General features: G+C 60.1%; 19 protein-coding genes. 8 read left to right on the top strand and 11 right to left on the bottom strand.

Features of this window, described 5'->3' with window-relative positions:
* The first annotated feature begins 15 nt into the window (after positions 1-15).
* Positions 16-1,644: a tetratricopeptide repeat protein gene (locus ACWUI2_RS00855; RefSeq protein ID WP_486980973.1), complete on the top strand. Its 1,629-nt coding sequence runs from the start codon at positions 16-18 to the stop codon at positions 1,642-1,644.
* Here ACWUI2_RS00855 and ACWUI2_RS00860 read toward each other — a convergent pair.
* Together ACWUI2_RS00860 and hisC are read right to left on the bottom strand one after the other, a co-directional pair.
* Entirely contained in the window at positions 1,631-2,932 is a 1,302-nt protein-coding gene (locus ACWUI2_RS00860; RefSeq protein WP_486980974.1) for a hemolysin family protein, read from the bottom strand. The two genes, ACWUI2_RS00855 and ACWUI2_RS00860, sit on opposite strands and share 14 nt — an antisense overlap.
* Before the next feature lie 78 nt (positions 2,933-3,010).
* The gene (gene hisC / locus ACWUI2_RS00865; RefSeq protein WP_486980975.1) at positions 3,011-4,114 is read right to left on the bottom strand and encodes a histidinol-phosphate transaminase; all 1,104 of its coding nucleotides are present in this window, start codon (positions 4,112-4,114) and stop codon (positions 3,011-3,013) included.
* 210 nt (positions 4,115-4,324) lie between these two features.
* Between hisC and ACWUI2_RS00870 the strand changes: the two genes are divergently transcribed.
* The 3 genes from ACWUI2_RS00870 to ACWUI2_RS00880 are packed head-to-tail and all read left to right on the top strand — an operon-like array spanning position 4,325 to position 7,506.
* Positions 4,325-5,836, top strand: a complete 1,512-nt coding sequence (locus tag ACWUI2_RS00870; protein WP_486980976.1) for a hypothetical protein — start codon at positions 4,325-4,327, stop codon at positions 5,834-5,836.
* A 30-nt stretch (positions 5,837-5,866) separates the two neighbouring features.
* Positions 5,867-6,784 (top strand): SDR family oxidoreductase, encoded by a 918-nt coding sequence (locus tag ACWUI2_RS00875; RefSeq protein WP_486980977.1) that lies wholly within the window; start codon positions 5,867-5,869, stop codon positions 6,782-6,784.
* Positions 6,781-7,506 carry a lipoyl protein ligase domain-containing protein gene (locus ACWUI2_RS00880; protein WP_486980978.1) on the top strand — a complete coding sequence of 242 codons (726 nt, stop codon included), beginning with the start codon at positions 6,781-6,783 and terminating at the stop codon, positions 7,504-7,506. The genes ACWUI2_RS00875 and ACWUI2_RS00880 overlap by 4 nt, the downstream gene beginning before the upstream one ends.
* Positions 7,507-7,598: 92 nt before the next feature.
* Here the strand turns inward: ACWUI2_RS00880 and ACWUI2_RS00885 are convergent, their stop codons facing one another.
* The 8 genes from ACWUI2_RS00885 to pilM all read right to left on the bottom strand — a co-directional run bounded on the left by ACWUI2_RS00885 (position 7,599) and on the right by pilM (position 17,377).
* Positions 7,599-8,090 (bottom strand): Spy/CpxP family protein refolding chaperone, encoded by a 492-nt coding sequence (locus tag ACWUI2_RS00885; RefSeq protein WP_486980979.1) that lies wholly within the window; start codon positions 8,088-8,090, stop codon positions 7,599-7,601.
* A 198-nt stretch (positions 8,091-8,288) separates the two neighbouring features.
* The gene (locus ACWUI2_RS00890; RefSeq protein WP_486980980.1) at positions 8,289-9,194 is read right to left on the bottom strand and encodes a prepilin peptidase; all 906 of its coding nucleotides are present in this window, start codon (positions 9,192-9,194) and stop codon (positions 8,289-8,291) included.
* 34 nt (positions 9,195-9,228) lie between these two features.
* Complete coding sequence (efp, locus tag ACWUI2_RS00895; RefSeq protein ID WP_486980981.1) at positions 9,229-9,786, bottom strand: elongation factor P; 558 nt, start codon at positions 9,784-9,786, stop codon at positions 9,229-9,231.
* 375 nt (positions 9,787-10,161) lie between these two features.
* A complete protein-coding gene (locus ACWUI2_RS00900) occupies positions 10,162-11,088 on the bottom strand; it encodes a 5'-3' exonuclease (RefSeq protein ID WP_486980982.1) in 927 nt (308 codons plus the stop codon).
* 51 nt (positions 11,089-11,139) lie between these two features.
* Entirely contained in the window at positions 11,140-13,635 is a 2,496-nt protein-coding gene (locus ACWUI2_RS00905; protein WP_486980983.1) for a type II secretion system protein GspD, read from the bottom strand.
* A 206-nt stretch (positions 13,636-13,841) separates the two neighbouring features.
* Positions 13,842-14,672, bottom strand: coding sequence for a hypothetical protein (locus ACWUI2_RS00910; RefSeq protein WP_486980984.1), 831 nt, complete (start codon positions 14,670-14,672; stop codon positions 13,842-13,844).
* 17 nt (positions 14,673-14,689) lie between these two features.
* Positions 14,690-15,664, bottom strand: coding sequence for a hypothetical protein (locus tag ACWUI2_RS00915; protein ID WP_486980985.1), 975 nt, complete (start codon positions 15,662-15,664; stop codon positions 14,690-14,692).
* Positions 15,665-15,676: 12 nt separating this feature from the next.
* Positions 15,677-17,377 (bottom strand): pilus assembly protein PilM, encoded by a 1,701-nt coding sequence (gene pilM, locus ACWUI2_RS00920; protein ID WP_486980986.1) that lies wholly within the window; start codon positions 17,375-17,377, stop codon positions 15,677-15,679.
* A 522-nt stretch (positions 17,378-17,899) separates the two neighbouring features.
* Here pilM and ACWUI2_RS00925 point away from each other — a divergent pair.
* The 4 genes from ACWUI2_RS00925 to ACWUI2_RS00940 all read left to right on the top strand — a co-directional run bounded on the left by ACWUI2_RS00925 (position 17,900) and on the right by ACWUI2_RS00940 (position 22,007).
* Positions 17,900-18,448, top strand: a complete 549-nt coding sequence (locus ACWUI2_RS00925) for an NUDIX hydrolase (RefSeq protein WP_486980987.1) — start codon at positions 17,900-17,902, stop codon at positions 18,446-18,448.
* Positions 18,449-18,546: 98 nt separating this feature from the next.
* Positions 18,547-19,611 carry a pyruvate dehydrogenase (acetyl-transferring) E1 component subunit alpha gene (gene pdhA, locus ACWUI2_RS00930; protein WP_486980988.1) on the top strand — a complete coding sequence of 355 codons (1,065 nt, stop codon included), beginning with the start codon at positions 18,547-18,549 and terminating at the stop codon, positions 19,609-19,611.
* Between the two features lie 45 nt (positions 19,612-19,656).
* Positions 19,657-20,631, top strand: coding sequence for an alpha-ketoacid dehydrogenase subunit beta (locus ACWUI2_RS00935; RefSeq protein ID WP_486980989.1), 975 nt, complete (start codon positions 19,657-19,659; stop codon positions 20,629-20,631).
* Positions 20,632-20,648: 17 nt separating this feature from the next.
* Positions 20,649-22,007, top strand: a complete 1,359-nt coding sequence (locus ACWUI2_RS00940) for a pyruvate dehydrogenase complex dihydrolipoamide acetyltransferase (RefSeq protein ID WP_486980990.1) — start codon at positions 20,649-20,651, stop codon at positions 22,005-22,007.
* 74 nt (positions 22,008-22,081) lie between these two features.
* Here the strand turns inward: ACWUI2_RS00940 and ACWUI2_RS00945 are convergent, their stop codons facing one another.
* Positions 22,082-23,365 (bottom strand): DUF2851 family protein, encoded by a 1,284-nt coding sequence (locus ACWUI2_RS00945; protein ID WP_486980991.1) that lies wholly within the window; start codon positions 23,363-23,365, stop codon positions 22,082-22,084.
* Positions 23,366-23,477: the final 112 nt, after the last annotated feature.

Consider the following 23,477-nt stretch of genomic DNA (forward strand, 5'->3'; position numbering starts at 1 on the left):
ACAAGCACCCATCCTATGGCAAGTTTTTTTAAAAAAGGTGAAGCCGCATTCGGCTTCCTCAAATACAAACGCAATAAGCACAGCGAGGTCGTCCTCCGTCCGGTTCTCGGTCGGATCCTCGTCGCCCTCGGAGCGTTGGCCCTCGCCGGGTGGATGACAGCCGCCCTGGCGGTGATGATCTTCGTCCAACAGGCCAGGGACTTCCAGGGCGGCCGCTACGTCGATATCGTTTTCCCATGGCGTTGGGACGACTATCGGGTCGCGTGGGGCGAAGAATTCATCGAGCGGGGGCTCGCGCTTTTAGAGGAAGGAGAATTCCGGGAGGCGATCCACATGATTCGGGTCGGCCACGCCAAATCCCCTTCAAACCTCGAAGCCCGGCTGGTCCTGGCCGAGCTTCATTCCGCCCAGGGGCGCCGCGATCTCGCCGCCCGTCTCTTGCGCAACGGCCTACCCTACGCGGAAGATAACGTGAACTACCTTCGAACCACCCTCCGGACTCTGATCGCCACCCAGGAGGATCACGCCGTGATCGAGATCGCGGGCGATATCCTCGTCGGCGAACCGCTTCTCGTCCCCCGTCATCAGATCACCGCCTTGGCCGCGGCCACCGCCCATTTCCACCGCGGCGGCTACGACCAGGCCGAAGACTTGCTGACCCGCTACGATCTGGCCAATAACGCCGAGGGACGTATCCTCCTGGCTAGAATCGATTGGGAACGGGGCAACCGGCAAGCCGCCGTCCAACGCTTGGAAATCCTGGCCGACCAATTGATCGATCAAGAGGAAGTTTACATTCTCCTTTCCCGCTATTTCCGGGAGCTCGGCAACCCCACCCGCGCCCATAACTACGCGGTGATGCGCCAGATCAATTTCCCGCTCAACGCCGCTCCGCGAATCGCTCTTCTCTATTCCCACCACGAAGCCGGCGAACAAGCTCAGATCCGTCAGGGTGTCGAGCGGTTGTTCCGGGATTTCGGCACCGACACCGAAGCACTTCTTGGTCTCGGCGAATTCGCCGCGTTCGCCGGGGACGTCGAATTGGCCCGCCGGGTCTTCCAAACCATGGACCGCAATGGTTTCGCCCTGCAAATGCCGGCGATTCTCATGGCCGAGGCCCATCTGACCGCCGGCCAATTCCGCGAGGCGATCCGTTTTCTCGAAGGGCAGGCCCGCGAGGACGAAGCCCTCGGAGAACGCTTCGAAGCGGTTCTCGACTCCATCTACGCCACCGCCTATCTCGGCCTTGGTAACAACGACACCGGGGAAATGCATCTCACCCGCCTTCTCAACGCCCGCAACGTCCGGCCGGCCAACTTCATGATCACCGCCGAACGTCTGGTTAAACTGGGCCGTCAAGATCTCGCCCGCCGGGTGGTAATGCACGCCCACCGGGCCGACCCGCTCAACCAAGCGGCGTTGACCGAACTGATCCGGCTCGACCTGGAGGCCGGCCGAACCGAGGATCTGGTCAACAATATCAACAAACTTCTCACCATGCGGAAACCGCCCCGCTCGCTTTTGGAGGAATCGTCGATGCTGCTACGCGCCGACCAATTCCTCTTCCTCCCGCAACGCGAGGAACTTCTCCGCTCGATTCGACAAATGATGGGGCCGGACGAGCTTCGGCTCAATCACTCGTAGGTTCGCCCTCCTCCGAACGGACCCGGACCCGGGCCGAGCGAACTCGCTTCTCGTCGACCCCGGTGATCCGGATTTCGAGTCGCCCGAGCGTAAAACTGGCGTTTTCCTTGGGCATCCGCCCAAGTTCCGAGGTGATGAAACCGCCGAAGGTGGAGACCTCGGCGTTGTCGATTTCGACTCCCAGCGCCTCCGCCACATCGTGAATCGGCGCCAAACCGTCCACCACGAAGTCCCCTTCCGGTGTCGGTTTGATCTGAACCTCTTCCCGATCGAATTCATCCTGGATGTCCCCCACCAGTTCCTCCAAGACGTCCTCCAGAGTCACCGCTCCGATCGCCCCCCCGAACTCGTCCTGCACCAAGGCCATGTGGAACCGCTGACGCAGCAGTCGCTGCAACACGACATCGAGCGGGTCGTCCGGGGAGAACCGCAGAATGTCCCGCCGGAATTTCCGCAGGTCGACTTGATGCCAATCCCCGGAATAGCGGAAAATGTCCTTAATATGGATCAGTCCGATGCAATGGTCGAGATCCCCTTCACAGAGCGGAAACCGGGTGTGACCGGTTTTCCGGGCGATCTCCAGGTTCACCGCGTTCGAATCGGTGACGTCGAAATACTGGATCCGGTTTCGAGGCAATAAAATATCCTGGGCCACCCGCTTGCGGAGATTGATCGTGTTGCGGATGATCATTCCCATGATCGGGGAGACATCCTCTCCCCCCCGCAACAGCGACCGGATCTGCACCTCGACGTCGAGCAAATTGGTCTCCAGCTCCGCATCGATCCGCAACGCCCGAAAGAGGAGTTTCGACAACCGAGCCAGGCCTTTGACCACCAACCCCAAGAACAGCCGCAGCAAATGAACCGGCACGGCGCCGGCCCGGGCCGCCGGTCTCGGATAACTCAAAGCCAATGCCCGCGGCACCAACTCACCCGCGAGGAAATGGACCAACACCGCCAGAAAAACCGCCACCACCACCGCGGCGTTGGCCATGTTTTCCCCCGGGATAGACTCCGCCATCAAACGGAGCGGCTGGATCAAGGCGAATCCGAGCCCGACAGTGGTCAGATTGATCCCGAGCCGGATCACCCGCGAACTCTGATTCACATCGGTCAACAAGGAGGTCACCACCCCGGACAAATCCCGACCGTCCGTCTCCCGCGCCTCAAGCCGATTGAAATTCAGCTGGATCAAGGCGAAATCGGCCGCCACCAACAGGGCGTTCAACCCGATCAAACCGACCACCAGGACCAGGGACTGGGCAAGCTCCATTACAATCGGGTTCATTTTTCAAATTTTCTCACTGCGACTGGCCGATCGGCCCCGAAACTCGCGGCCTTCCGTCGAGGCCATCCGCGCGAGCGATCATCGTCGGAGCCTGGGCAACACTCCTCCCAGAGCTTCCAACAAACGCCGGTTCTCCGCCTCGGTTCCCACCGAGATACGGACGTATTCGGGCAACCCATACGGTCCGACCGGCCGCACGATCACCCCGGCCCGCTGGAGCTCCCGGAAGACAGCCTGGCCGTCCCCGACGCGCGCCAGCAGGAAATTCGCCTCGCTCGGGACGTATTCGACGTCCAACCGGGCCAATCCTTCCCCCAGTTGCTTCAGTCCGGCCCGGTTTCCCGCCCGACATTTCTCCAAAAACTCCGTGTCGTCCAAGGCCGCCGCCGCAGCTGCCTGGGCCGGGGCATTGACGTTGAACGGCTCCCGTACGCGGTTCAACAAGGCGGCCATCTCTTCGCTGCAATACCCGTAACCGACCCGCAATCCGGCCAGACCGTAAATTTTTGAGAAGGTCCGCAAGCAAACGATCTTCCGCCCTTCCCGGATCAGGGGCCGCAAATCCGGCGGCGTTTCAAGGTATTCCGCGTAAGCCTCGTCGAAAGCGAAGACCACATGGTCCGGCAATTCCCGGGCGAACTTCACGATTTCCTCGGCGGAGTTGGCGCTGCCGGTCGGATTGTTCGGACTCGGCAGAAATACCATCTTCGTCCGCGGGCCCACCGCCGCCGCCAACGCGTCCAGGTCGTGCCGGTGATCCCGCAGGGGAACCTCCACCGGCTTCGCTCCGAATAAAAGAGTGACCAACTTATAGACGATGAAAGCCGGCGTCCCCATCACCGCCTCGTCCCCGGGTCCCAAAAAAACGTGCCCGAGCAACTCCAGGACTTCGTTCGACCCGTTCCCCACCACCACCTGGTTCGGCGGCAACTCCAATTTCTCCGCCAGCTTGTGACGCAAGGCGAACGCCCCGCCGTCCGGATAGAGATGCGCCTGTTCCAACGCCTTCATCGCCGCCACCATTCCCCGGGGGGACGGACCGAACGCGTTTTCGTTCGAGGCAAGTTTGATGATTTCCCGCGGATTCAACCCCAATTCACGCGCAACCTCTTCAATCGGCTTTCCGGGTTCGTAGACCGGTTGGGTCAGCACCGGCTTCTGCACAAGATCAATAATATTCATAATCAGGACGCCATCCGGCGAGGCGGGCTCAAGTGGTTTCCGCTTCCGCCGTCGGTCGGGCCCATATTTTCACTCATAAAATTTGACGGTTTTAAAGCTTTTCATTCAAATCCCCGACAGAATGTTCGTTTCCTTCATCGCCACCGAGACCCCTCGCCCCTCCCAGGGCCGGCCGCCACAGTCCGGCGGCGGCGTAATTCATTGATCCTCATGCCAAGCAAGTCCTCCAACCGCCGCTCCCGGCGGTCGTCCGAGAAAACCGCCGCCCGCAACGATTGGGAGCGCCGCAACATTCCGAGCATGCAATTGCATGAATCCGAGAAACTGCTGGTCGGCATCCTCGCCTTTCTCCTGGTCATGCTTCCCTGGTCGCTCGGCTCCACCCACCTCCCGGCCCAGGCCATCGCCGCATTCATCGCGATGACCGCCCTCGGAGCCGCCCTTCTGCCCCGGCACGGCAACACCCACTCCATCACGAGCTCCGGCCAGTTCAAGCGCCTGCTCACCTTCCCCGGGTTCTGGCTCGGAGGCCTTCTCCTCGGGCTGGTCCTGATCCAGGGACTGAACACCGCCTGGAAGGTCGAAGGCACTGAAGAATTCCGCCTGCTCACCGAATCCGACCACCTCTCATGGCTTCCCGCCGGGGTGGAAGGAAGCGGGTCGGGGCCGTTCCGCTGGCTCCTGATTCTCGGGACTCCCTTGGCCGCCCTCTGCGCCGCCTGGATCGGCATCACCCGCCGGAAATCCGTCCTGGTCCTCCTGGGAACCGCTTCGATCAACGGCGCCGCGTTGGCCGCGATCGCCTTCTACCAGATTTTCAAAAACAAGAGCGCCATTCTCGGTTTCCATACCCCGGCGACCGACAAATTTTTCGCCACCTTCCCCTACCATTGGCAAGGCGCTGCCTATCTGGTTCTCGTTCTCGCCGCTTCCCTCGGCCTGGCCGCACATCATTTCGCCCAATCGCGCCGCACCTTCAAACGCTCCAATCCAAGCGGTCTTTTTGTCTTCATCGGATTGATCCTCACCTTGATGGCGATTTTTTCCTCGTCGTTGACCGCGGCAGCCCTCGCGGGGGGACTGATGGTCGCCTTCCTCGCCCACATCGCTTACCGCGAATTGACGGCCAACGCCTACCTGAGTCGCAAAATCCTTTTGTTCGCCGTCGCCGTCATCGCCACTCTGGGCGGCACTTGGATCGGTCGAAGCATCGCCGACGATTTCCTGACGCCCGTCGGCCGAGCAGACGAACCGATTCCCGGGATTGCGACAGCCGCCGATTGGAACAACGGCTGGGCGGTCGGCGGCGCCATGCTGCGGGAACGCCCGCTCTTCGGGTGGGGGGCCGGCGGTTTCCCCATCGCCTATGCGGAAGTTGCCCAACGCCACGACATCCCCGTCACTTCGCCCCCACAGGACGCCGAATTCGCCTCCAGCGACTGGATTCGCCTTCCCGCCGAATTCGGAATCATCGGAACTCTGCTCCTCCTTTTGACCGGGGGGGTTCTTCTCCGGCACTACTTTGATCGTCGCGTCTTTGAAAATCCGTTGATCGGTTTCCTGCTCCTCGGATCCGTTAGCGGACTCTTGCTCGGCCTCGCCAGCCTGACCTTTCATAACGTAGCCTTTCTGACCACCTGGACCCTTGTCCTGGCGTTCGGCGCGATTCTCGTCCGGATCGAACGGACGCTCCGGACCCGGGATGAACAACCGGCGGATTGAGGCGAAAACACCTCCGTTTCCCTTCATCGAATGCTGATTTTCCTGACAGGAGCCACCGGCCTCGCCGGAACCGCCATCGCCGAAGTCGCCCGCCGCCGCAGGCACTCCGTCATCGGCGTCGGTCACACGGTAGAAACACCACCGCCAGGTTTGGCCAAATACCTTCAAATCGACCTCCGCGACGAGCACGCCGCAGTGAACGCCCTCCTTGACGAGTTTCCGGAAGTCATCATCAATGCCGCCGCCATTTCCGAGCCGGCGAAGTGCGACGACCTTCCGGAAGACTCCGAACGGATCAACGTCCGCCTCCCCCACACCTTGGCCAAATTGGCCCACCATCTCAGCGCGCGGCTGATCCATCTTTCGACCGACATGGTGTTCGACGGGCAGGACCAAAACTACGCCCCCGATTCCCCGACCTCCCCCACCTCCACCTACGGCCGGCAAAAGCTGGAGGCGGAAAGGCTGGTCGCGAAACACGCCCCCGAGTTCGCGACCATTCTCCGCACCACTCTTCTTACCGGCAACAGTCTCCGCGGACGGCGCAGCCTTCATGAGAAACTTTTCGCCGCATGGGCCGCCGGCGAGACAACACCGCTGTTCGATGATGAATTCCGCCAACCGTGCCATGCCTCGAATCTAGCCGAGGTCGTGGTCGAGATCGCGGAGCGAAACGATCTGTTCGGCACCTACCACTGGACCGGCGCCGAAACCGTCACCCGCCACGAAATCGGCCGACAAATCCTCGATCACTTCAAACTCCCGCCGACCTTGATCGAGCGGACCCGCATTCGGGACAATCCCGCCTTCGCCGGCCGCCCGGCCAACCTGACGCTCGACATCGGCCTCCTCGCCGGAAAGTTGAAGACCCGCCCGCTACCCTTCTCGGAACAACTCGACACGTTCAAGGTGCCGGTTCCCTTCCGCACCTGGTATCACAGCCAATGAACGGCCGATCGGGAACCCTTCTCCACTTGCTTCCCGACCGGACCGGGGGCGCGGCCGAAAACATGGCGGTCGATTTCCTCCTGCTCCAACGTTACCCGGAACCGGACGCGGCCCGCCTGCGGCATTACGGCTGGCGCAACCCGGCCGTCACCTTCGGCTACAGCCAGAAATGGAACGAAGTGACCCCCCGATTTCCGCCCGGCGAGCGGGAATTCTGCCGACGTCCGACAGGCGGTGGCATCGTCGACCATGCCGCCGATTGGACCTACGCCTTGGTCATTCCCAAAATCCACTCCCTTTACCGGGAACCCGCTCCCCTCTCCTACTATCTCGTTCACCAAGCCCTCCGCGACGCCCTTCTTGACCAGGACCAGGACGTCATTCTGCAACCCGAAGAAGAGTCCCTTCCCGAAGCCTCCTCCGGGCTGGGAGTCTGTTTCATCCAAGCCGAACCGCACGACGTCATCCACCGGCCGAGCAGGACGAAAGTCGCAGGCGCCGCCTTAAAACGAAACAAAAACGGCCTCCTTTTTCAAGGATCGGTGGCCCGCCTCCCGTTGCCCGGCCTCGATTGGGACCGATTCGCGGCCCAATTCACCCTCCGGATCGCCGAGACACTTTCCGTCGAAGCCGAGGAACGCCCGTGGCCGGCTTTAAATCCCGACGAAGAAGCGCATGTGACCGATCAGTTTTCCAGTCAGGTCTGGAACGAACGCCGGTAAATCGACCGTCAGGCCTGCATCGACAACAAAACGGGCCCGATCCATTTCTGGACCGGGCCCGCTCGATAACACACTATTTATCCCAAAATCGTCTATTGCTCAGGCTGCGGCTGCTGTTGCTGCTGCTCCATCTGCCGCTGGAACTGCTGCTGCATCATTTGCTGTTGCTGCTGCTGTTGCTGACGCTGCATGTCTTCGAGTTGCTGCCGTTGCTCGTCCGTGAATATAGCGTCCACTTTTGACTGAAGAATCAATGAAAGAGCGGTGATCTCCCCGGTCAATTCGCCAAGCTTGGCCGCCCCGCGTCTAATTTCCGCCTCGTCGAAATCGGCGCCCGCCGCTTCCTGAAGTTCCTGCTGAACAACGTGGGCCTGGTTCTGCAATTCTTCGAGTTTCGGAGTGATCTCGTCTACCAAGGACCGCAATTCCGATTGCTGTTCTTCGGTCAGCCCGACCATCGCTGCCAACTGATCGATTTCATCCGGTTGCTCCTGCATTGCGGGGGCCTGCCCGAAAGCGGAAACGGAGAATGCCGCAGCTACGACGGCCACGGATGCGATTTGTCTGATTTTTTTCAACATCATAATAGGTTTTGCAGCGGTGCCCCGCCGATCGTTGTTAACCCAGATTTGGGCGTAATATGGTTTAGATCGCGAAAGGAAGACGGTTCCGCCGACGGAATAACATACCAGCCCCCTGCACAGGGTCAAGCCTTCGATGAAATCCAAAGCGAACGAAACCGTTGTCTCCGGTTTTCCATTACGGAGAAAACAGGGTGGCAATCACAATGCGCCCTGAAAAAGCAAAGCGGCGTCGGCGAAATAAGCGTCGACCCAAGGGGATAGAAAGAGAAAATAGAGCAACCCTCCCAGCGCGAGCATCGGCCCGAACGGCACCATCCGTCCCAAAGCCACGTCCTGTTCATCCTCTGGACCGTCCGGTTTCTTCGCGCGGAACATGGGACGCAGGAGCATCGCGACCACCAGGCCAACCGTGCCGAAAACCGCGCCGCCGAAAATGGCGAAAATCGCTCCCTCCCACCCAGTGAACGCTCCGATCGCCCCGAGAAATTTCACATCCCCGAAACCCATCGCCTCCTTCTTCAACACGATTTCGGCCAACAATGCGATCCAAAGGACCACCGCCGAACCGATAAGGAGCCCGACGATCGCCGCCAAACCGGAACGCAAACTGTCGATCAAAGCGATTTCGGACTGGAACCCGTGCAACTGAGGCACCATGAAAGCGAGCAAAACCCCGACCACCGCACCGCCAATGGTGAAACGGTCGGGAATGATCATATGATCGAAATCGATAAACGTCGCGCAAACCAGAATCGCACAAAAAACCATTCCGCACAGGGCCACCAGTGGCGGGAAGAACCACCAGCAAAAGAAAAACAGCAGTCCGGTGAGAAATTCGATAAATGGATACCGGACACTGAAATATCGCCCGCAACAACGGGCTCTCCCGCGTAGGAAAAGCCAACTGATGATCGGAAGATTGTCATACCAGGCGATCGGTTTGCCGCACGCGCAGGCCGAACCGGGAGTGACCACGGACCGCTCCGCCGGTATCCGGTAAATGCATACGTTCAGGAAGCTTCCGACAATCGCCCCGAAGACGAAGGCGAACACCCGGAACAACCACGGAAATTGTTCGTTGAAAGCTGCGTAGGCGTCGATCATAACCGTCCGCGGCGATCAGCCGCGGATGACGGGCCTAGGCCCGCCCCATATAACTGCCGTCGCTGGTGCTGATCTTGATGACCTCGCCTTCCTTGATGAACAAGGGCACTTGGACCACTAATCCGGTCTCGACCGTGGCCGGCTTTTGGACGTTGCTGGCGGTATCCCCCCGAAGACCTTCCGGGGACTCGGTGACTTTAAGGTTAACCGAAGCGGGAAGGCGGACTTCAACGGGATTGCCGTCGACCAACAAGACTTCGACCTCCGCGGTCGGAACCAAATAGTTCTTGGCGTCGGCAATCAACGCGTCCGGGAGCTCCACCGTTTCGAAGGTGCTCGGATCCATGAAATAATAAACGCCCCGATCTTCGTAACTGAACTCGAGCTTCTGCTGGTCGGTGGTGAGGACTTCCACGCTCTCCGTGCTGGAGAAACGGACCGCGTTGCTCTTTCCGTTGCGCAAGTTCCGGATAGTGGCCTGCACGAAGGCCCGCAGATTACCGGGGGTGCGATGCTGCACTTCGAGAACCAAATGCGGATCGTTGTTGTAGTTGATGACGTTTCCCTTCCGGAGGTCGTTGGCTTGCGGCATAATAGTTAAAGATCGTTTGTTTGGAAAAGTGCGAGTTAAGAGGGAGGGCGTTACGCTGTCAATACGGGGAGTTCACCTCCGCCGCGCGGAACAAATTCCTTGGGCACCTCGGACCCCTTGGGCCATTAGACCGAGCGGCACACCGGAAAATCGCAACCGATCCCATGGGTTGACCCATTCAGCACTTGAGAATAGCCGCGACGTAGCGAAAGCGAAGATGGCGAAGCAAAAAGCGCAAAGGGCACAAAATCCAGGAAAAAAGACTGCGATGCGACTAGGAAACCGATCCAAGCCATCCGGTGAACCTGGCTCCTTCAATTAACTCTCTTTTTGAGTATTTTGCGCCTTTTTGCGGCTATCCCAGGTCGAATGGAATCAACCATCGAGCCCGGAAAACAGATCGGGTTCGGGATACCGGCGCTGGGCCTCCTTGAGATGCGTCCTCATTTCGAGCTCCTCCAACAGGGCAAATAACCCCTCACGGTCGACGCTCCCTCGCTGGAAGGGAGGCAGGTCAACATTGCAATCGAGGCGGGTCAACTGGAGGTTCCTCGCCAAATTAGCCCGCTCCTCTTCAACCTTCTCCCGAAACCGCTCGGGCTTCAACTCCGAGACATGGTCGAGAATCCCTTGGACGGAACCGTAATCCGTCAGCCACTTCGCGGCGGTCTTGGGACCGACTCCCGGAACCCCGGGAATTCCGTCAATCGTGTCACCGACCAACGCGAGATAGTCGGCGATTTGCCCAGGATCGACTCCGAACTTCATCCGGACACCGTCCGCGTCAATCCGCCTCCAACCCGCCTTGGCGTTGCCCGGAGGCGGTGGAGCCATCATGCAGACATGTTCGTTCACGCACTGGGCAAAATCCTTGTCGGCACTGACAATGCACACTTCATGCCCATCACGCGCCAGGGCCACCGCGTAACTCCCGATGATGTCATCCGCCTCCACCCCGGAGATCTCCACCAGGTCGGCTCCCATCCGGCGGGTCAACTCCTTGATCACGGGTACTTGCTGCCGGAGCTCCTCCGGCATTTCCGTCCGGTCGGCCTTGTATCCGGGCAAAAGCGCTAATTTCTTTTCGTCATCCCCCAAATCGAAAACCACCAGCATCTCGTCGGGATTCTCTTGATCGGAAAGGCGCCAAAGGGTTCGCACCCATCCATGGAGCGCGTTGGTCGGAAAGCCATCGGTTCGTGACAAGTGCGGGATCGCATGAAAAGCCCGAAAAACCAAATTGTATCCGTCAATTACCAGCCATTTCCCCATATCGCGTTCCCCATCACTCTTGTTAAACAAGAAAGCCCCCGCCGCGGTGTTCGGCGAGGGCTCTCGAAAGATCCAATATCTTTACTCTTCCCGCTTTTCGCGGCTGATCGCACCCGAAGGCATTACCAAGGTCGGGTTCTGGAAGAGCGCGCCCGGCTCGACGTTGCGCAACTGCTGGCGCATCGGCGATCCACCCGGGCTGACCAGGTTGGCGGTCACAAACACCAGGAGGTTCCGCTTTTGGCTGCCTTCGCCCTGGGAACGGAACAAACGACCGACCACTGGAATGTCGCCGAGGATCGGCAAGCGATCGTCAACCCGGCGCACTTCCTCACGGGTCAAACCGCCCATGACAATCGTCGCGCCGTCCCAAATGTTGACCTTGGTGTTGATCTCACGGGTGGCGAACACCGGTTGATAAAATCCGGAAGGAATGGTGACCACTTGGCCGCCCGAAATCGCGAGGCCGACGCCCCCGAATTCCACGAATCCTTCGAACTCGGTTACCCGCGGATTCAAGTCGAGCGTGACGCTGTTGTCCTGCTCCACGGTCGGAGTCACGGTCAACTCCACACCGACCCGGCGCATTTGGAAGTCTTGCGGTGTTCCCGGAGTGATCGTCACCCCGGCGGCTCCGGCGTCACCGGTTCCACCCCGGCCGACATCGCTCTGCGTATCCCCGTAGGAATCCGGATAACGGATTTCCTGGGCGACGTTAAAGGTCGCTTGGTGGCCCGAAAGAACGGTCAATTTCGGCGCGCTCAACAAATCGGAACCGGTGCGCTGGGAGAGCATTCTCACGGTCGCGTTCACGTCGAATCCGTCGACCGAGCCATCGATCACCGCGATGCTACCCGCGCCACCGCCAAGGGCCGGTCCGCCAGGAATGGTCGGCGGAGTGACCGGGAAGGTGAGATTTCCAAAACGGATCTGGCTGGCGGCCTGGGTTCCGGCGAAAGCACCGGCCAAGGTGCGGTTCTGCGTTTGATACCGGACGTTGCCCCCCGGGGACATGACATCCCAGCTGAACCCGAGTTCGTCGAGCGAGCTCTCGGCGACTTCAAGGAAACGCGCTTCGATTTCGACTTGGCGGACGTCAGTCAAGCGACGGAAAACATTGCGAATGCGCTCGATGTTGCGAGGAGTTTGAGTCACCCAGACATCGGTGCCGTCATAGATCAAGCTGCTTCCCGGGACCGAGAAGTCCACCCCGGCCGCTTGTTGAAGGAAATCGCGCAATCCGCGAGAAGCGTCCCCACCACCGCCACCGCCACCGGCAGCTTGAGGCGCGGGTGCGGCGGGCGCGGCGAACGGATCATCCACTTCGGCGGCAGCAGGAGCTGCGGCCGGAGCAGCTCGGCCCATCATCCGCTGAATCGTGGCGGAGGAGACCGGAAAATTCTCAGTCAGCAGGTCAGGACGACGACGGACCCCTGGACGGACGATAACCACGTCCGGCTCGACCTCATACTGAAAGCGAACCGAGTCGACCAAAAGGTCGAGAATCCGCTTCAGCGAAAGATCGGTGACATTCATGTGAACCAACGGTTCGCTGCGTTCCGGGTCCATCGGGACGATATTGACTCCGACGCCTTCCGGATCATACTCCCGCGAAACCTGACTCAGGGTCGTGATCGCCCGACTCAATTCAACTCCGGTGAAATTGACGCTGGGAATGCGAATCTCGTTAAGCTTCCGCTCAAGGGGCAAAGGCTCAGGAGCTTCTTCCACGGCGGCGGGACGTTCCACGTAGATTTGAGGACGCTGCCAGGAAGCGCCGATTTCTTCGAGCATTTGCTCCCGGGTTTTAGTCCGATCGAGATGGTTGCGGGCGCGTTTGGTTTCCGCGATCCGAGCCAACATCGCTTTGGCTTCCGAATTGTAGGCGTCCATCGCCTCGACTTGACGGAAGGTGTGTTCCGCCCCCATCAGGTCACCGTTCAGGAACTGAGCGCGACCGGTCCGGAGCATGTTCCGGATTTCTTCCCGCTCCTCGACGAAACGGGGACTGATTTCCTCGATCGGCAGGCGGGCGGGGCTCATGAGATCACGCTCAAGAGCGCGCGCGGTGCGGTCGGCTCGGCGGGCGTCCGGTGCGAGCCGGGCATAAGAGTCGAGGGAAGAACGGGCGCCTTCAAGATCGTTTTGGTTCAACTGATGGCGGGCCCATTGCAGATAAAGATTGGCTTTGTCTTCCTGAAGTTGCCGATGCAGGTCTTCGGTCATTGGAACTTGCGGCAGTTCCCGGCGGGCCATTTCCAAAGTTCTGACCGCGTCATTGAAATTCCCATTGGCGGCCTGTTCTTCAGCGAGCCCGCGGTAGGCGCGTGCCTCATCGGCGAAAATCTCCCACTCGCGTCGCTGCTGGGGGTCGGCCGTCCGACCTGGAGCCGAAGGTGCGCCGGGAGTCGTAAGGTCGATCGTCGGGGCCGCCGCGCGGCGCTGGATATTGGCTTCCACATTCTCCAACAACCGCTCCAATCCCGGATTGCCTGGATTCAACTCCAACAACCGCTGCAACCGTTCGCGCGCCAACTCCAAATTGCCTTCGTCCCGGGCCTCCAAGGCTTCGGACATGAGCCGAATGCGCTCGTCCGTTGGAGCCTGGCCGTAGATGTGCCCGGCAGATGCTCCCATGCCTGCCAATAGGCAGAAACATGAAAGAAGCTTAAGGAGTTTACGATACGTACGGTAGGTCTTCATATGGAATATCTGGGTGAGTTATTAGAGCGATCAGGCGGATGGGCAATGGCAAAATTGAACTTTCTCCGGGAAAGTGAGTCTCAGGGGGCCGCTCGGTTGACCCGCAGGGTCTTGGTTTCCCGCCCCCCTTGCTCCTCGTCGGCCATTCGAGTAACAGTTGCCGACGCCGGAGGCGTCAACGTTTCCACCCGGTAACCGACACCATTGTGCCGGAAAGAATCTCCGGCGCGCGCGCGAAATCGTTGCCTCGCATCATCCGTGGTTCGAAATTGAGCGGTTGGCTCGGCGTCCTTCTTCCGCTGGTCGGACCGCAACGTCACTTCCTGCCCCAATCGTTTGTCTTCCACCACGACGAATGCAACAGTGTCGGTGACGTCCGTGGTCCCCCCGTGACGGACTTGAACCCGTTCGGTCCGGACGGAACGAACCACGATGCCGAAATTGCTGAATTCCTGCCCGCTCCGGGCCAACACTTGCTCGCCGGTTTCGACGTTCTCCAAGGTCACCAGGACGGAATCGTCGCGACCGAAGAAACCGACCACCTGCATCCGGTAAAGCTCCTCCTCAATCGAAACCAGCTCGATGCCAAATTCCGGCGGGGCCGGCACGTCGACGTCCGGCAGGACGAACTGGCCGGTCCGCTGGTCAAAGAAAATAACGGGAGGGGTGAAGACATCGAAAACCCACTCCGGACCGGCGCTTTGCGGTCCCGGTTCCTCCCACTGGGCGAGCGTCAAATCAATGTCGGGAACTTCGGTGACCTGATAGGTGTTTTCCGGGCGCAAGGCGGGAATGTCCACGAAAGCGGTGATCGGTTGCGGATCCGGTCGAAATGCCGCAAAACCGAAGACGACCAGCAACACCAGGAGCGCGCCGACCAAAAGAATCTTGTCGTAATATTTACTGATCATGTCTCTCCAAAAGCTTTTTACCGGCGTTCATTCTGCCCGCCTCTGACCTCCACAAACTCCATCGATACGGTGAAGCGGGAAAGATTGTCCGCCACCAGCGGAATCCGTTCCCGATCCCCCTCGGCCGTCGCCGGAGCTTCCGCTTCTTCGCCGCCGTTCGTTGGCGCGGGAGCCGCCCGGCGGGCCGGGCGACGTCCTCCGGCGGTTTCGCGGCGAGCCCCGTCCGCCGCCTCGGAGGCGGGCACCGCCTCCACGTTGCGGACGATCAAGGGCATGTCGAAGGAGGTCAATTCATTCAAAAATGCCCGAAGCGTCGAAGCTCGGCCGGTGAAAACGACTCGATAAGCGCTGGTGTCAGCCACCCCGGAAATCGCCGCGCTCAACTGCGGATTGAGCCGGAAACCGCCACCGCCCTGCTGCTGGCCTTCACCGTCGGTCCGCCCTTCCCCGGGCCGGCGGATTTCGATCAACGCCTCCGGTTGCGCCTCGAACAAGCGATCCAAAATGTGAGCCACGATCAATCGTTGCTTGTAAACTGTAGCGATGTTTCCTTCCGCCGGGCCGACGGTGGCATACGCCTCGAACCCGAAATGGGTGTCATCGATTCCCCGGGGATCGAGCAAAACTTCGCGCGCCCGTTCCCGGTATTCGTCCACGAAGCTGGCGATGTCGAAAAAGGCGTCGGCCCGGCTCGCCGGGTGAGCGGCCAATTCTTCCGCCAATCCTTCGCGCCCTTGCATCGATTGGTAATAGAGCTGGAGCTCCTCGCGACGGCGCTCGATTTGCTCGGCGGTCAGATCGACGTTGCGCTGGTGTGGAAGAACATCCTGATTCGCCAAACGGCGGAATTCTTCGACCTTAGCCCGGAAGTCGGCTTCCACCGATTGTGCTTCGGCGCGCTGTCCGAGGATCATGAACACCTCCACCGCCAACAGTCCGGCCAGGACCGCCATCACGATGGTGAAAACTAGATTTTTCTTAAGCCAAACCATGGATTGAAAGAATTAAAGCCCCCGCCGGGAGTCGACCACGAGGACGAATTGAAACCGAAGAATACCCGGATCGTTCGCATCGAAACGTTCGTTCTCAACCGCCGAAACGAATTCGGATTCGGTGAAACTGGCCAGCAACGCGTTGACCCGCTCCTGACTGGTCGGGCTCACCCGCGAAGTCGGATTTCTGCGATCGATCAACCGGCCCGAAACGTTCAACCGGAGCCCTCCTCCGGTCTGCTGTTGCTGCTGCGGCTGGGCGCCGCCAAAGGCGCCGCGCCCGGCGGCCGCCTGTTGCTGCTGGCCCTGGGTGACCGCCAACTGGTCAAGCCAGACATCCTCAACCGCCACCAGCCGTTCTTGAAGATCCTGCAGGAAAACGATCCAATTCCCTTTTTTCTCGTTAAGCTGCTGGAACGAACGAATACGGGTGGAGATCTCGTCCGACCGCCGGAGGTTGTCCTGCATCTGCCGGTTCAACTGGCGCAAAGGGACCAACTCCTCCTCCAGCTCCCGGGCCTGTTCCGCGAAAGTTTCGGCCTGCGTCTTGTAATTCAATACGGGGATGAATCCCGCGACCACCAGAATCGCGGCTGCACCGATGAGATAGGTCCGCTTCTGTTTAAATTCGACCTGCTTGGCAAGGGCCGGGGGAAGAAGGTTGAAATTCGCGCCACTGCCCGCCTTGGCCCGCAGCGCCGCGCCGACCAGAGGGCTCAACTGAAGCCGATGGGCCTCCACTTGCTCCTGGATCTTCGGCTGAACCCCGACATCGCGCAGGGAATCGTACCATTCGACCTGGATCTTCAATTTCTCCGACAGGTGCTCAATAATACCTGGGACGATGGCGCCTCCGCCGGTGAGATAGACGTTCGAAACCTGCTCCGCCCCGCTCTGCCGCCGGAAATTGACGATCGAACGGGTCACTTCCATGCTGAATCGGCGGAGGAACGATTCCAAGGCCCGCTGCACCCCTTGCTGCATGTCCTCGCTGACCCCTTCGGTCTGACCGCTAAAGAGATGTATTTTCAACTCTTCGGCGTGACCGAAGGAAATCTTCAGGTCGTCGGCGATGCCTTGGGTCAACGTATTGCCGGCGATGGGCACGTTTCTGACGAAAAAGCCGTGGGTATCGATAAAGAGCAAATCGGTCGACTTCGCCCCGATGCTGACCACCAGCGCCCCTTCGTTGACTTCCGGGTAGCTGTGGGAAAAAGCGTTGAATTGCGCCATCGCCGCCGGCTCGATGACTTCCGCCTCAATGCCGAGTTTCGCGGTCACGTCGCAAAGGCTTTGGGCGATTTCGATCTTCATCGCCACCAGGGCGACTTCAAATTCAGCCCCGTCGTCGAGGAGGGTCTCGTAATCCCAAACCACTTCCGGCAGGGGATACGGGATATTCTGTTGGGCCTCGAATTTGACGATTTGATCCCGCTTGTTCTTGGCGACATGCGGGATCTTGAGAAACTTCATCAGCAACAGATGCCCCGGAGCCACCAAGTGGGCCGGTCCGGAAAGTTTCTTCCGCTTCGAGATCGCCCGCAGGCCCATGTAGACCGCGTTGACCCACTCCTGCTCGCTGGTGAAATCGCCGCCAAGAACCTCGGTCTCGAAACCGGTAAGTTGAACGCCTTTCGCGCTCAATGTGAAAAAGCCGACCGCGACGTGATTCGCACCGCAATCGATTACTAAAACCTTGTTAGGAGAACTCATCAGGTGGGAAAAGGCATTTCCAAATTATCGGGACGGCGCAAGGAAAAACACCCCCGCAACGAAATCAGACGGCGAACTATTCGCCGACCTCATTCGAACGTGAAGGGAGAGAGACCGGCCCCGCCTCCAGTCGGCCAAGACACGAACCGCGACGCTGAGAACACGAAAGCCCCGGAATGGAACGAGGCGGAGCGGCGCATGTGATTCGGTCGACATGAAGTTTGATTGATAGGTTTCGAACCGTTGCACGATCAGAAGTTCGGCGCGTCTGACGCCCTCCGAGTCGGCCGTGAAACCGTTAAAACGTAATTAATCCAATGAAGATTGAGACAAATCAATGTTAAAAAATCGCTTTCCGAGCCGATTGAAGAGAGTGGCTCCTGGTTGGGAAAAGGGACTTCTTTCCTGTCAGACCCGGCCCCCGGGAAGTTGTGCCCGCGAATCCGCGATCATTTTCCAAACCGAAAGCCGACCGTTTTTTACATTGCCGCCCCGATGGCAGTGGGGGCAAACTCCGCCCCGATGTCGAGCCAAAACCACCGTCCGTTCAAAATCAGCGTCCTTGTCTTCGTCCGCGACCGCCAAGGGCGTTTCCTTCTCCTCCAGCGCGAACGCGAACCGAACAAGGGAATGTGGAGCCCGATCGGCGGAAAACTGGAGATGTCCGCCGGCGAATCCCCCTTCGAATGCGCGATTCGCGAAACCGCCGAGGAGATCGGGGTCGCCGTTACCGAAGAGGATCTCCACCTGTTTTCCATGGTTTCCGAAAAGGATTACGAGGGGAGCGGCCACTGGCTGATGTTTTTGTTCGACTGCCGGAAAACGGTCGACGCCCTTCCCGATGCGATCGACGAGGGGGTGTTCGCCTTTTTCACCCGCGACGAGATCGAAAAGATCCCGCTGCCGGAAACCGACCGCGCCGCGCTCTGGCCATTATACGATCGTTTCCACGACGGCTTCGTCTGCCTCCGGGCCGATTGCGATCCGGCCCACCCCCTGAAAATCACGATCGAGGAAAGCCGCGAAGCCGACCGTTCCGGCCCGGAAAGCCGCGCCGCGGCCCATCCCTGAGCCGCCTTCCTTCGAGGGGAGCGGCTCGCAAACCGATTTACCTTGATTAATCGTAGGAGAATCAGGATTTTTGAACCTTTATTGCATAGAAATACACCGTGAGCAAAAAAACCAATTCCACTCTCGATACGGACGCTCCCGCGGCGAAGGGAAATAAACCGGCGGCGGTCAACGCGTCGTTGACGTCCGAACAGAAAATCGACCTCTACACCCAGATGGTGCGGGTCCGGCGATTCGAAGAACGCACCGTCCGCTGTTACCAGCAGGGCCACATCGGCGGTTTCTGCCACACCTACATCGGACAGGAAGCGGTGGCGATCGGCAGCATTTCCGTCCTCGGCGATGAGGACCAGATCATCACCGCCTACCGCGACCATGCCCACGCCCTCGCGGTTGGCATGAACATGAACGAGCTCATGGCCGAACTTTTCGGCAAATACACCGGCTGCTCCAAGGGCAAAGGGGGCTCGATGCACTACTTCGCCCCCGACAAGCGCTTCTGGGGCGGCCACGGGATCGTCGGCGGCCAGACCCCGCTCGGCGCCGGGATCGCCTTCGCTTTGAAGTACCTCGAAAAGAAGGCTTGCTGCCTTTGCTACCTCGGCGACGGTGCCGTCAACCAAGGCGCTTTCCACGAGGCCCTCAACTTGGCCGCCCTCTGGAAACTCCCGGTGATCTACATCATCGAGAACAACTATTACTCGATGGGGACCAGCCAACCGCGCTCCTCGGCCGGCAAACCTCTCGCCAAACGGGCCGCCGGTTACGACATGGATTACGACGTCGCCGACGGCAACGACCTCTACCTCGTCCGCGAGAAGACCGCCGAGGCGGTCAAGCGGGCCAAGGAGGAATCGCGCCCGACCATCCTCGAGTTCAAAACCTACCGTTTCCGCGGCCACTCGATGTCCGACCCGGAAAGCTACCGGACCAAACAGGAAATCGAAGAAAAGAAGAAAACCGACCCGATCGTCCTGTTCGAAAACTATCTCCTCGAAGAGGGCGTGCTGGACGAAGCGAAGATCAAGGAGATCGACGACGCCGCCAAGAAGGAAGCCGCCGAATCGAACGAGTTCGCCGAGCAAAGCCCCTTCCCGCCGGAGGAAGAGCTCTTCACCGACGTCTACGCCAACGACGCCGACTACCTGAAAAAGCACCGTTAATCCGGAGCCACACCCACTCTTCTTTCACTCTTCCTTCTTGATTCCATGCAGAAAGTAACTTACCGCGAAGCTGTCAACCAAGCCATTGCCGAGGAAATGGAACGCGACAGCAAGGTCTTCATCACCGGTGAAGAGGTCGCCCAATACCAAGGCGCCTACAAAGTAACCAAGGGGCTCCTCCAACGCTTCGGTCCGAAGCGGGTCATCGACTCTCCGATCAGCGAAACCGGTTTCGCCGGTCTCGGCATCGGGGCCGCGATGTACGGCCTCCGCCCGATCGTCGAGTTCATGACCTGGAGCTTCTCCTTCGTCGCCTTCGACCAGATCGTCAACAACGCCGGCAACATCCGCTACATGTCGGGCGGTCTGATCAAGATCCCGATCGTCTTCCGCGGTCCGGCCAACGGCGGCGTCAACGTCGGGGCCACCCACTCCCACACCCCGGAAAACCTGTTTGCCCACTTCCCGGGTCTCAAGGTGGTCTGCCCGAGCAACGCCTACGACGCCAAGGGCTTGCTCAAAACCGCCATCCGCGACGACGACCCGGTCTGCGTCATGGAGGACACCCGCCTTTACGATCACACGATGGAGATCCCCGAGGAGGAATACACCATTCCGCTCGGCAAAGCCGACGTGAAGCGGGAGGGCAAGGACATCTCCCTCGTCGCCCACGGCCGCGCGGTGGTCACCGCCCTCCAGGCCGCCGAATTGCTGAAGGAGCGCGACGGCATCGACGCCGAAGTGGTCGACATCCGCTGTCTCCGGCCCCTCGACAGCGAAACCATCCTCGCTTCGGTTCGCAAAACCAACCGGGTGGTCCTCGTCGAGGAGAACAAACCGTTTTGCGGCACCGACGCCCAGATCGCCTTCGTCATCCAGGACCAGGCGTTCGACTATCTCGACGCCCCGATCAAACGGGTCTCCGCCCTCGACGTTCCCCAACCGTTCAGCGATCCGTTCGAAAAAATGGTCCTGCCCGACGCCGAACGCGTTTACAAAACCTGCCTAGAAATCCTGTAACCGATAGAGAATCATCCATGGCTTCCATCATCGAAATGCCGAAACTGAGCGACACCATGACGGTGGGCACGCTCGTCAGCTGGTTGAAACAAGAGGGGGAACAAGTCTCCAGCGGCGATATGATCGCCGAGATCGAGACCGATAAGGCCACCATGGAGCTCGAAGCCTTCGACGAAGGCATCCTCCTGAAACAGTTGGTCAAGCCGGGCGAACAGGTGCCCGTCGGCACGTCCATCGCCGCCATCGGCGAAAAGGGCGAGAAGATCGATCCATCGGCCCTCTCCGGCAAGGAACCCGCCGCCGAGACCGACGCTTCCGAAAAGTCCGAGGAGGATACCGTTCCCCCGAGCCAGGAACATGGCCAGGAACACGCCCGCCATAGCGGATCCGACCAACCGGCCCCGGCACACCGCTCCGCTCCGAAAGAGGAAGCCGCCCCGGAGCCCGACACCGGCAAACGCCTCCGCGTCTCTCCCCTCGCCCGCCGCTTGGCGGAGGAAAAGGGAGTCGCCTTGGAAAATCTCGAAGGCTCCGGCCCGGGCGGACGCATCGTCAAGGCCGACGTCCTCGCCGCCGCCGAAAAGGGCCCGGCTCCTACGTCCGCCCCCGAGCGCAAACCTTCCGCCGGAGGTCCTCCCCCGGTTCCCGCCTTCAGCGGCGGCGCCCCGATCGCCGAGGAAAAAACGATTTCCTTGTCAGGCATGCGCGAAACCATCGCCCGCCGTCTCCTCGAATCGAAGACCCAGATTCCCCACTTCTACCTGGAAATCGAGGTCGACATGGGACCGCTCCTCAAGCTCCGTCAGGAGCTCAACAAGGCCCTCGAACAGATTCCGCCCGAACAGGGCGGCGGCAAGGTCAGCGTCAACGACTTCGTTCTCAAAGCCTGCGCCGAAGCCCTCCGCCGGGTCCCGGCCGCCAACTGCTCCTGGGACAACAACAAGATCAAGCAGCATCCCTCGGCCGACGTCTCCTTCGCGGTGGCGATCGACGACGGGTTGATCACTCCGGTGATCCGCGAGGCCCACAACAAGAGCCTCCGCCAAATCAGCGCCGAAGTGAAGAGCCTCGCTTGGAAGGCGAAGAACAAGAAGCTGAAGCCGAACGAGTTCACCGGCGGCACCTTCTGTGTCTCCAACCTCGGCATGTATGGCGTCACCCGGTTCAACGCGATTATCAATCCGCCCAACTCCGCCATCCTCGCGGTCGGCGCGACCCGCCGGATTCCGGTGGTGCAAGGCGACCAGATCGTGATCGGCGACCGGATGTCCCTCACCCTCTCCTGCGACCACCGGGTCGTCGACGGAGCGGTCGGAGCCGAGTTCCTCGGCGCCCTCCGCCAACTCCTCGAAACCCCGGCCCTCGCGTTGGTCTGATTTCAGTGAACCACTAATAGACACGAATAAACACGAATTTGGAGAACCTCTCCATTCGTGTTCATTCGTGTTTATTAGTGGTTTAATTTCCTTTCTTCCCCCTCATCCTCGAAACAGACCAACGGGTCCCCCCGCTTTTCCAGAGAGAGCGACAGCACCCCTTGGCAAAAGCCGTTGCAATTGGCGTAACCGCGTTCAACCGCAACTTCAGTCGTCCGAATCGTCCCCAAAACCCGGTCCGGAAAATCGCCCGCGTACCAACTGAACCAATACCGGAAAAACTCCCGGCCGACCCGTTCCCCGTTCTCCGGCAACACCGCCGCCAACGGCAGGAACCCGTCGCAGACCATCGAGTCGAACCGACTCCCCCCGATCCGATCGTCCGCGATCTCCTTTGCCCAACGTTCCCGCAACGCCCGCAATCCGCGGTTCTTCCGGAAGGTCGCCGCTTCCAACTCTCCGTCGGTTTCACCGCGCGCGCCCACGACCGCCCCGGCCAACTCCCGCTTCATCCGGTCCGGCCAATCCGGTTTCGCCGCGACCCACCCGAGATATTGCCGGAGACGCTGCCGGGGGTGATTCGCCGGGCGGGCGCCCTGGTTCACCCAGAAGGCGGCGGCCATCAGGTCATCCTCACTCGGACCGATCTCCGCCCACTTCGCCAAAGGAAACCGGGTCGCCACCGTGATCATCGGACCCCGGTTTCGCCGGTAACCCAGGATTTCCATCGCGGTCTGGTGACACGCCTCCGTCCATCCGAGCTTCTCCACCCGGAGTCGGGCAAACCGGACCTTCTGCTCCCACCGCGTCCACGCATGCCGTCCGAGCGACTCCCGCCGCGCTTCGACCGGCATCCCCAGCAATTCTTCGGTCGCCTGCCAATGGGTCCTGGCCAAGGTCGCTTCCAAAACATCCTCCGCCGCGTATTCCTCCAAATCGTGATGCAACAGCTCCAACAAAGTGATCGCCGGCAACACCTTCCCCGCCCGGGTCACCGCCCGCCGCTCGCCGGAACTCGGCCGAAACAACAGCACATGCAACACCACCCCGTCATACGCCGGATCCCGGTCATGCCCATGTTTCGCCCAATCCCCGGCATGAAAATGGAGCTCGACGTCGCCGGTCACCTCCCGTCCGTCGATCCGCAACCGGGCCTGCCGGAAATCGGGACCACCGAGAAGATTCCATTTCCCCGGAAACAAAATCTCGACCCGTTCCCCATCCAGCGTCCGGATCGCCGACCCGTCGTAATCGCCCCGCAACCAGATCTTCTGCAATAGCTTCTCGCTGACCGTGAACGGGGCATAAAAGCCCTGAAATTCGGCGACCTCCGTCCGGGAAACAAGTGGGGTATTCATTCGAAATAATTCGGTTCGTAAATCACTCATGCCGATGGAAACCATCAAAGCAAGAATATATCCGCCAACCTCAGCCAAACCTTACTTTTGCGGTTCGATCCGAATGAACTTT

Source organism: Verruconatronum alginivorum (assembly GCF_056590205.1).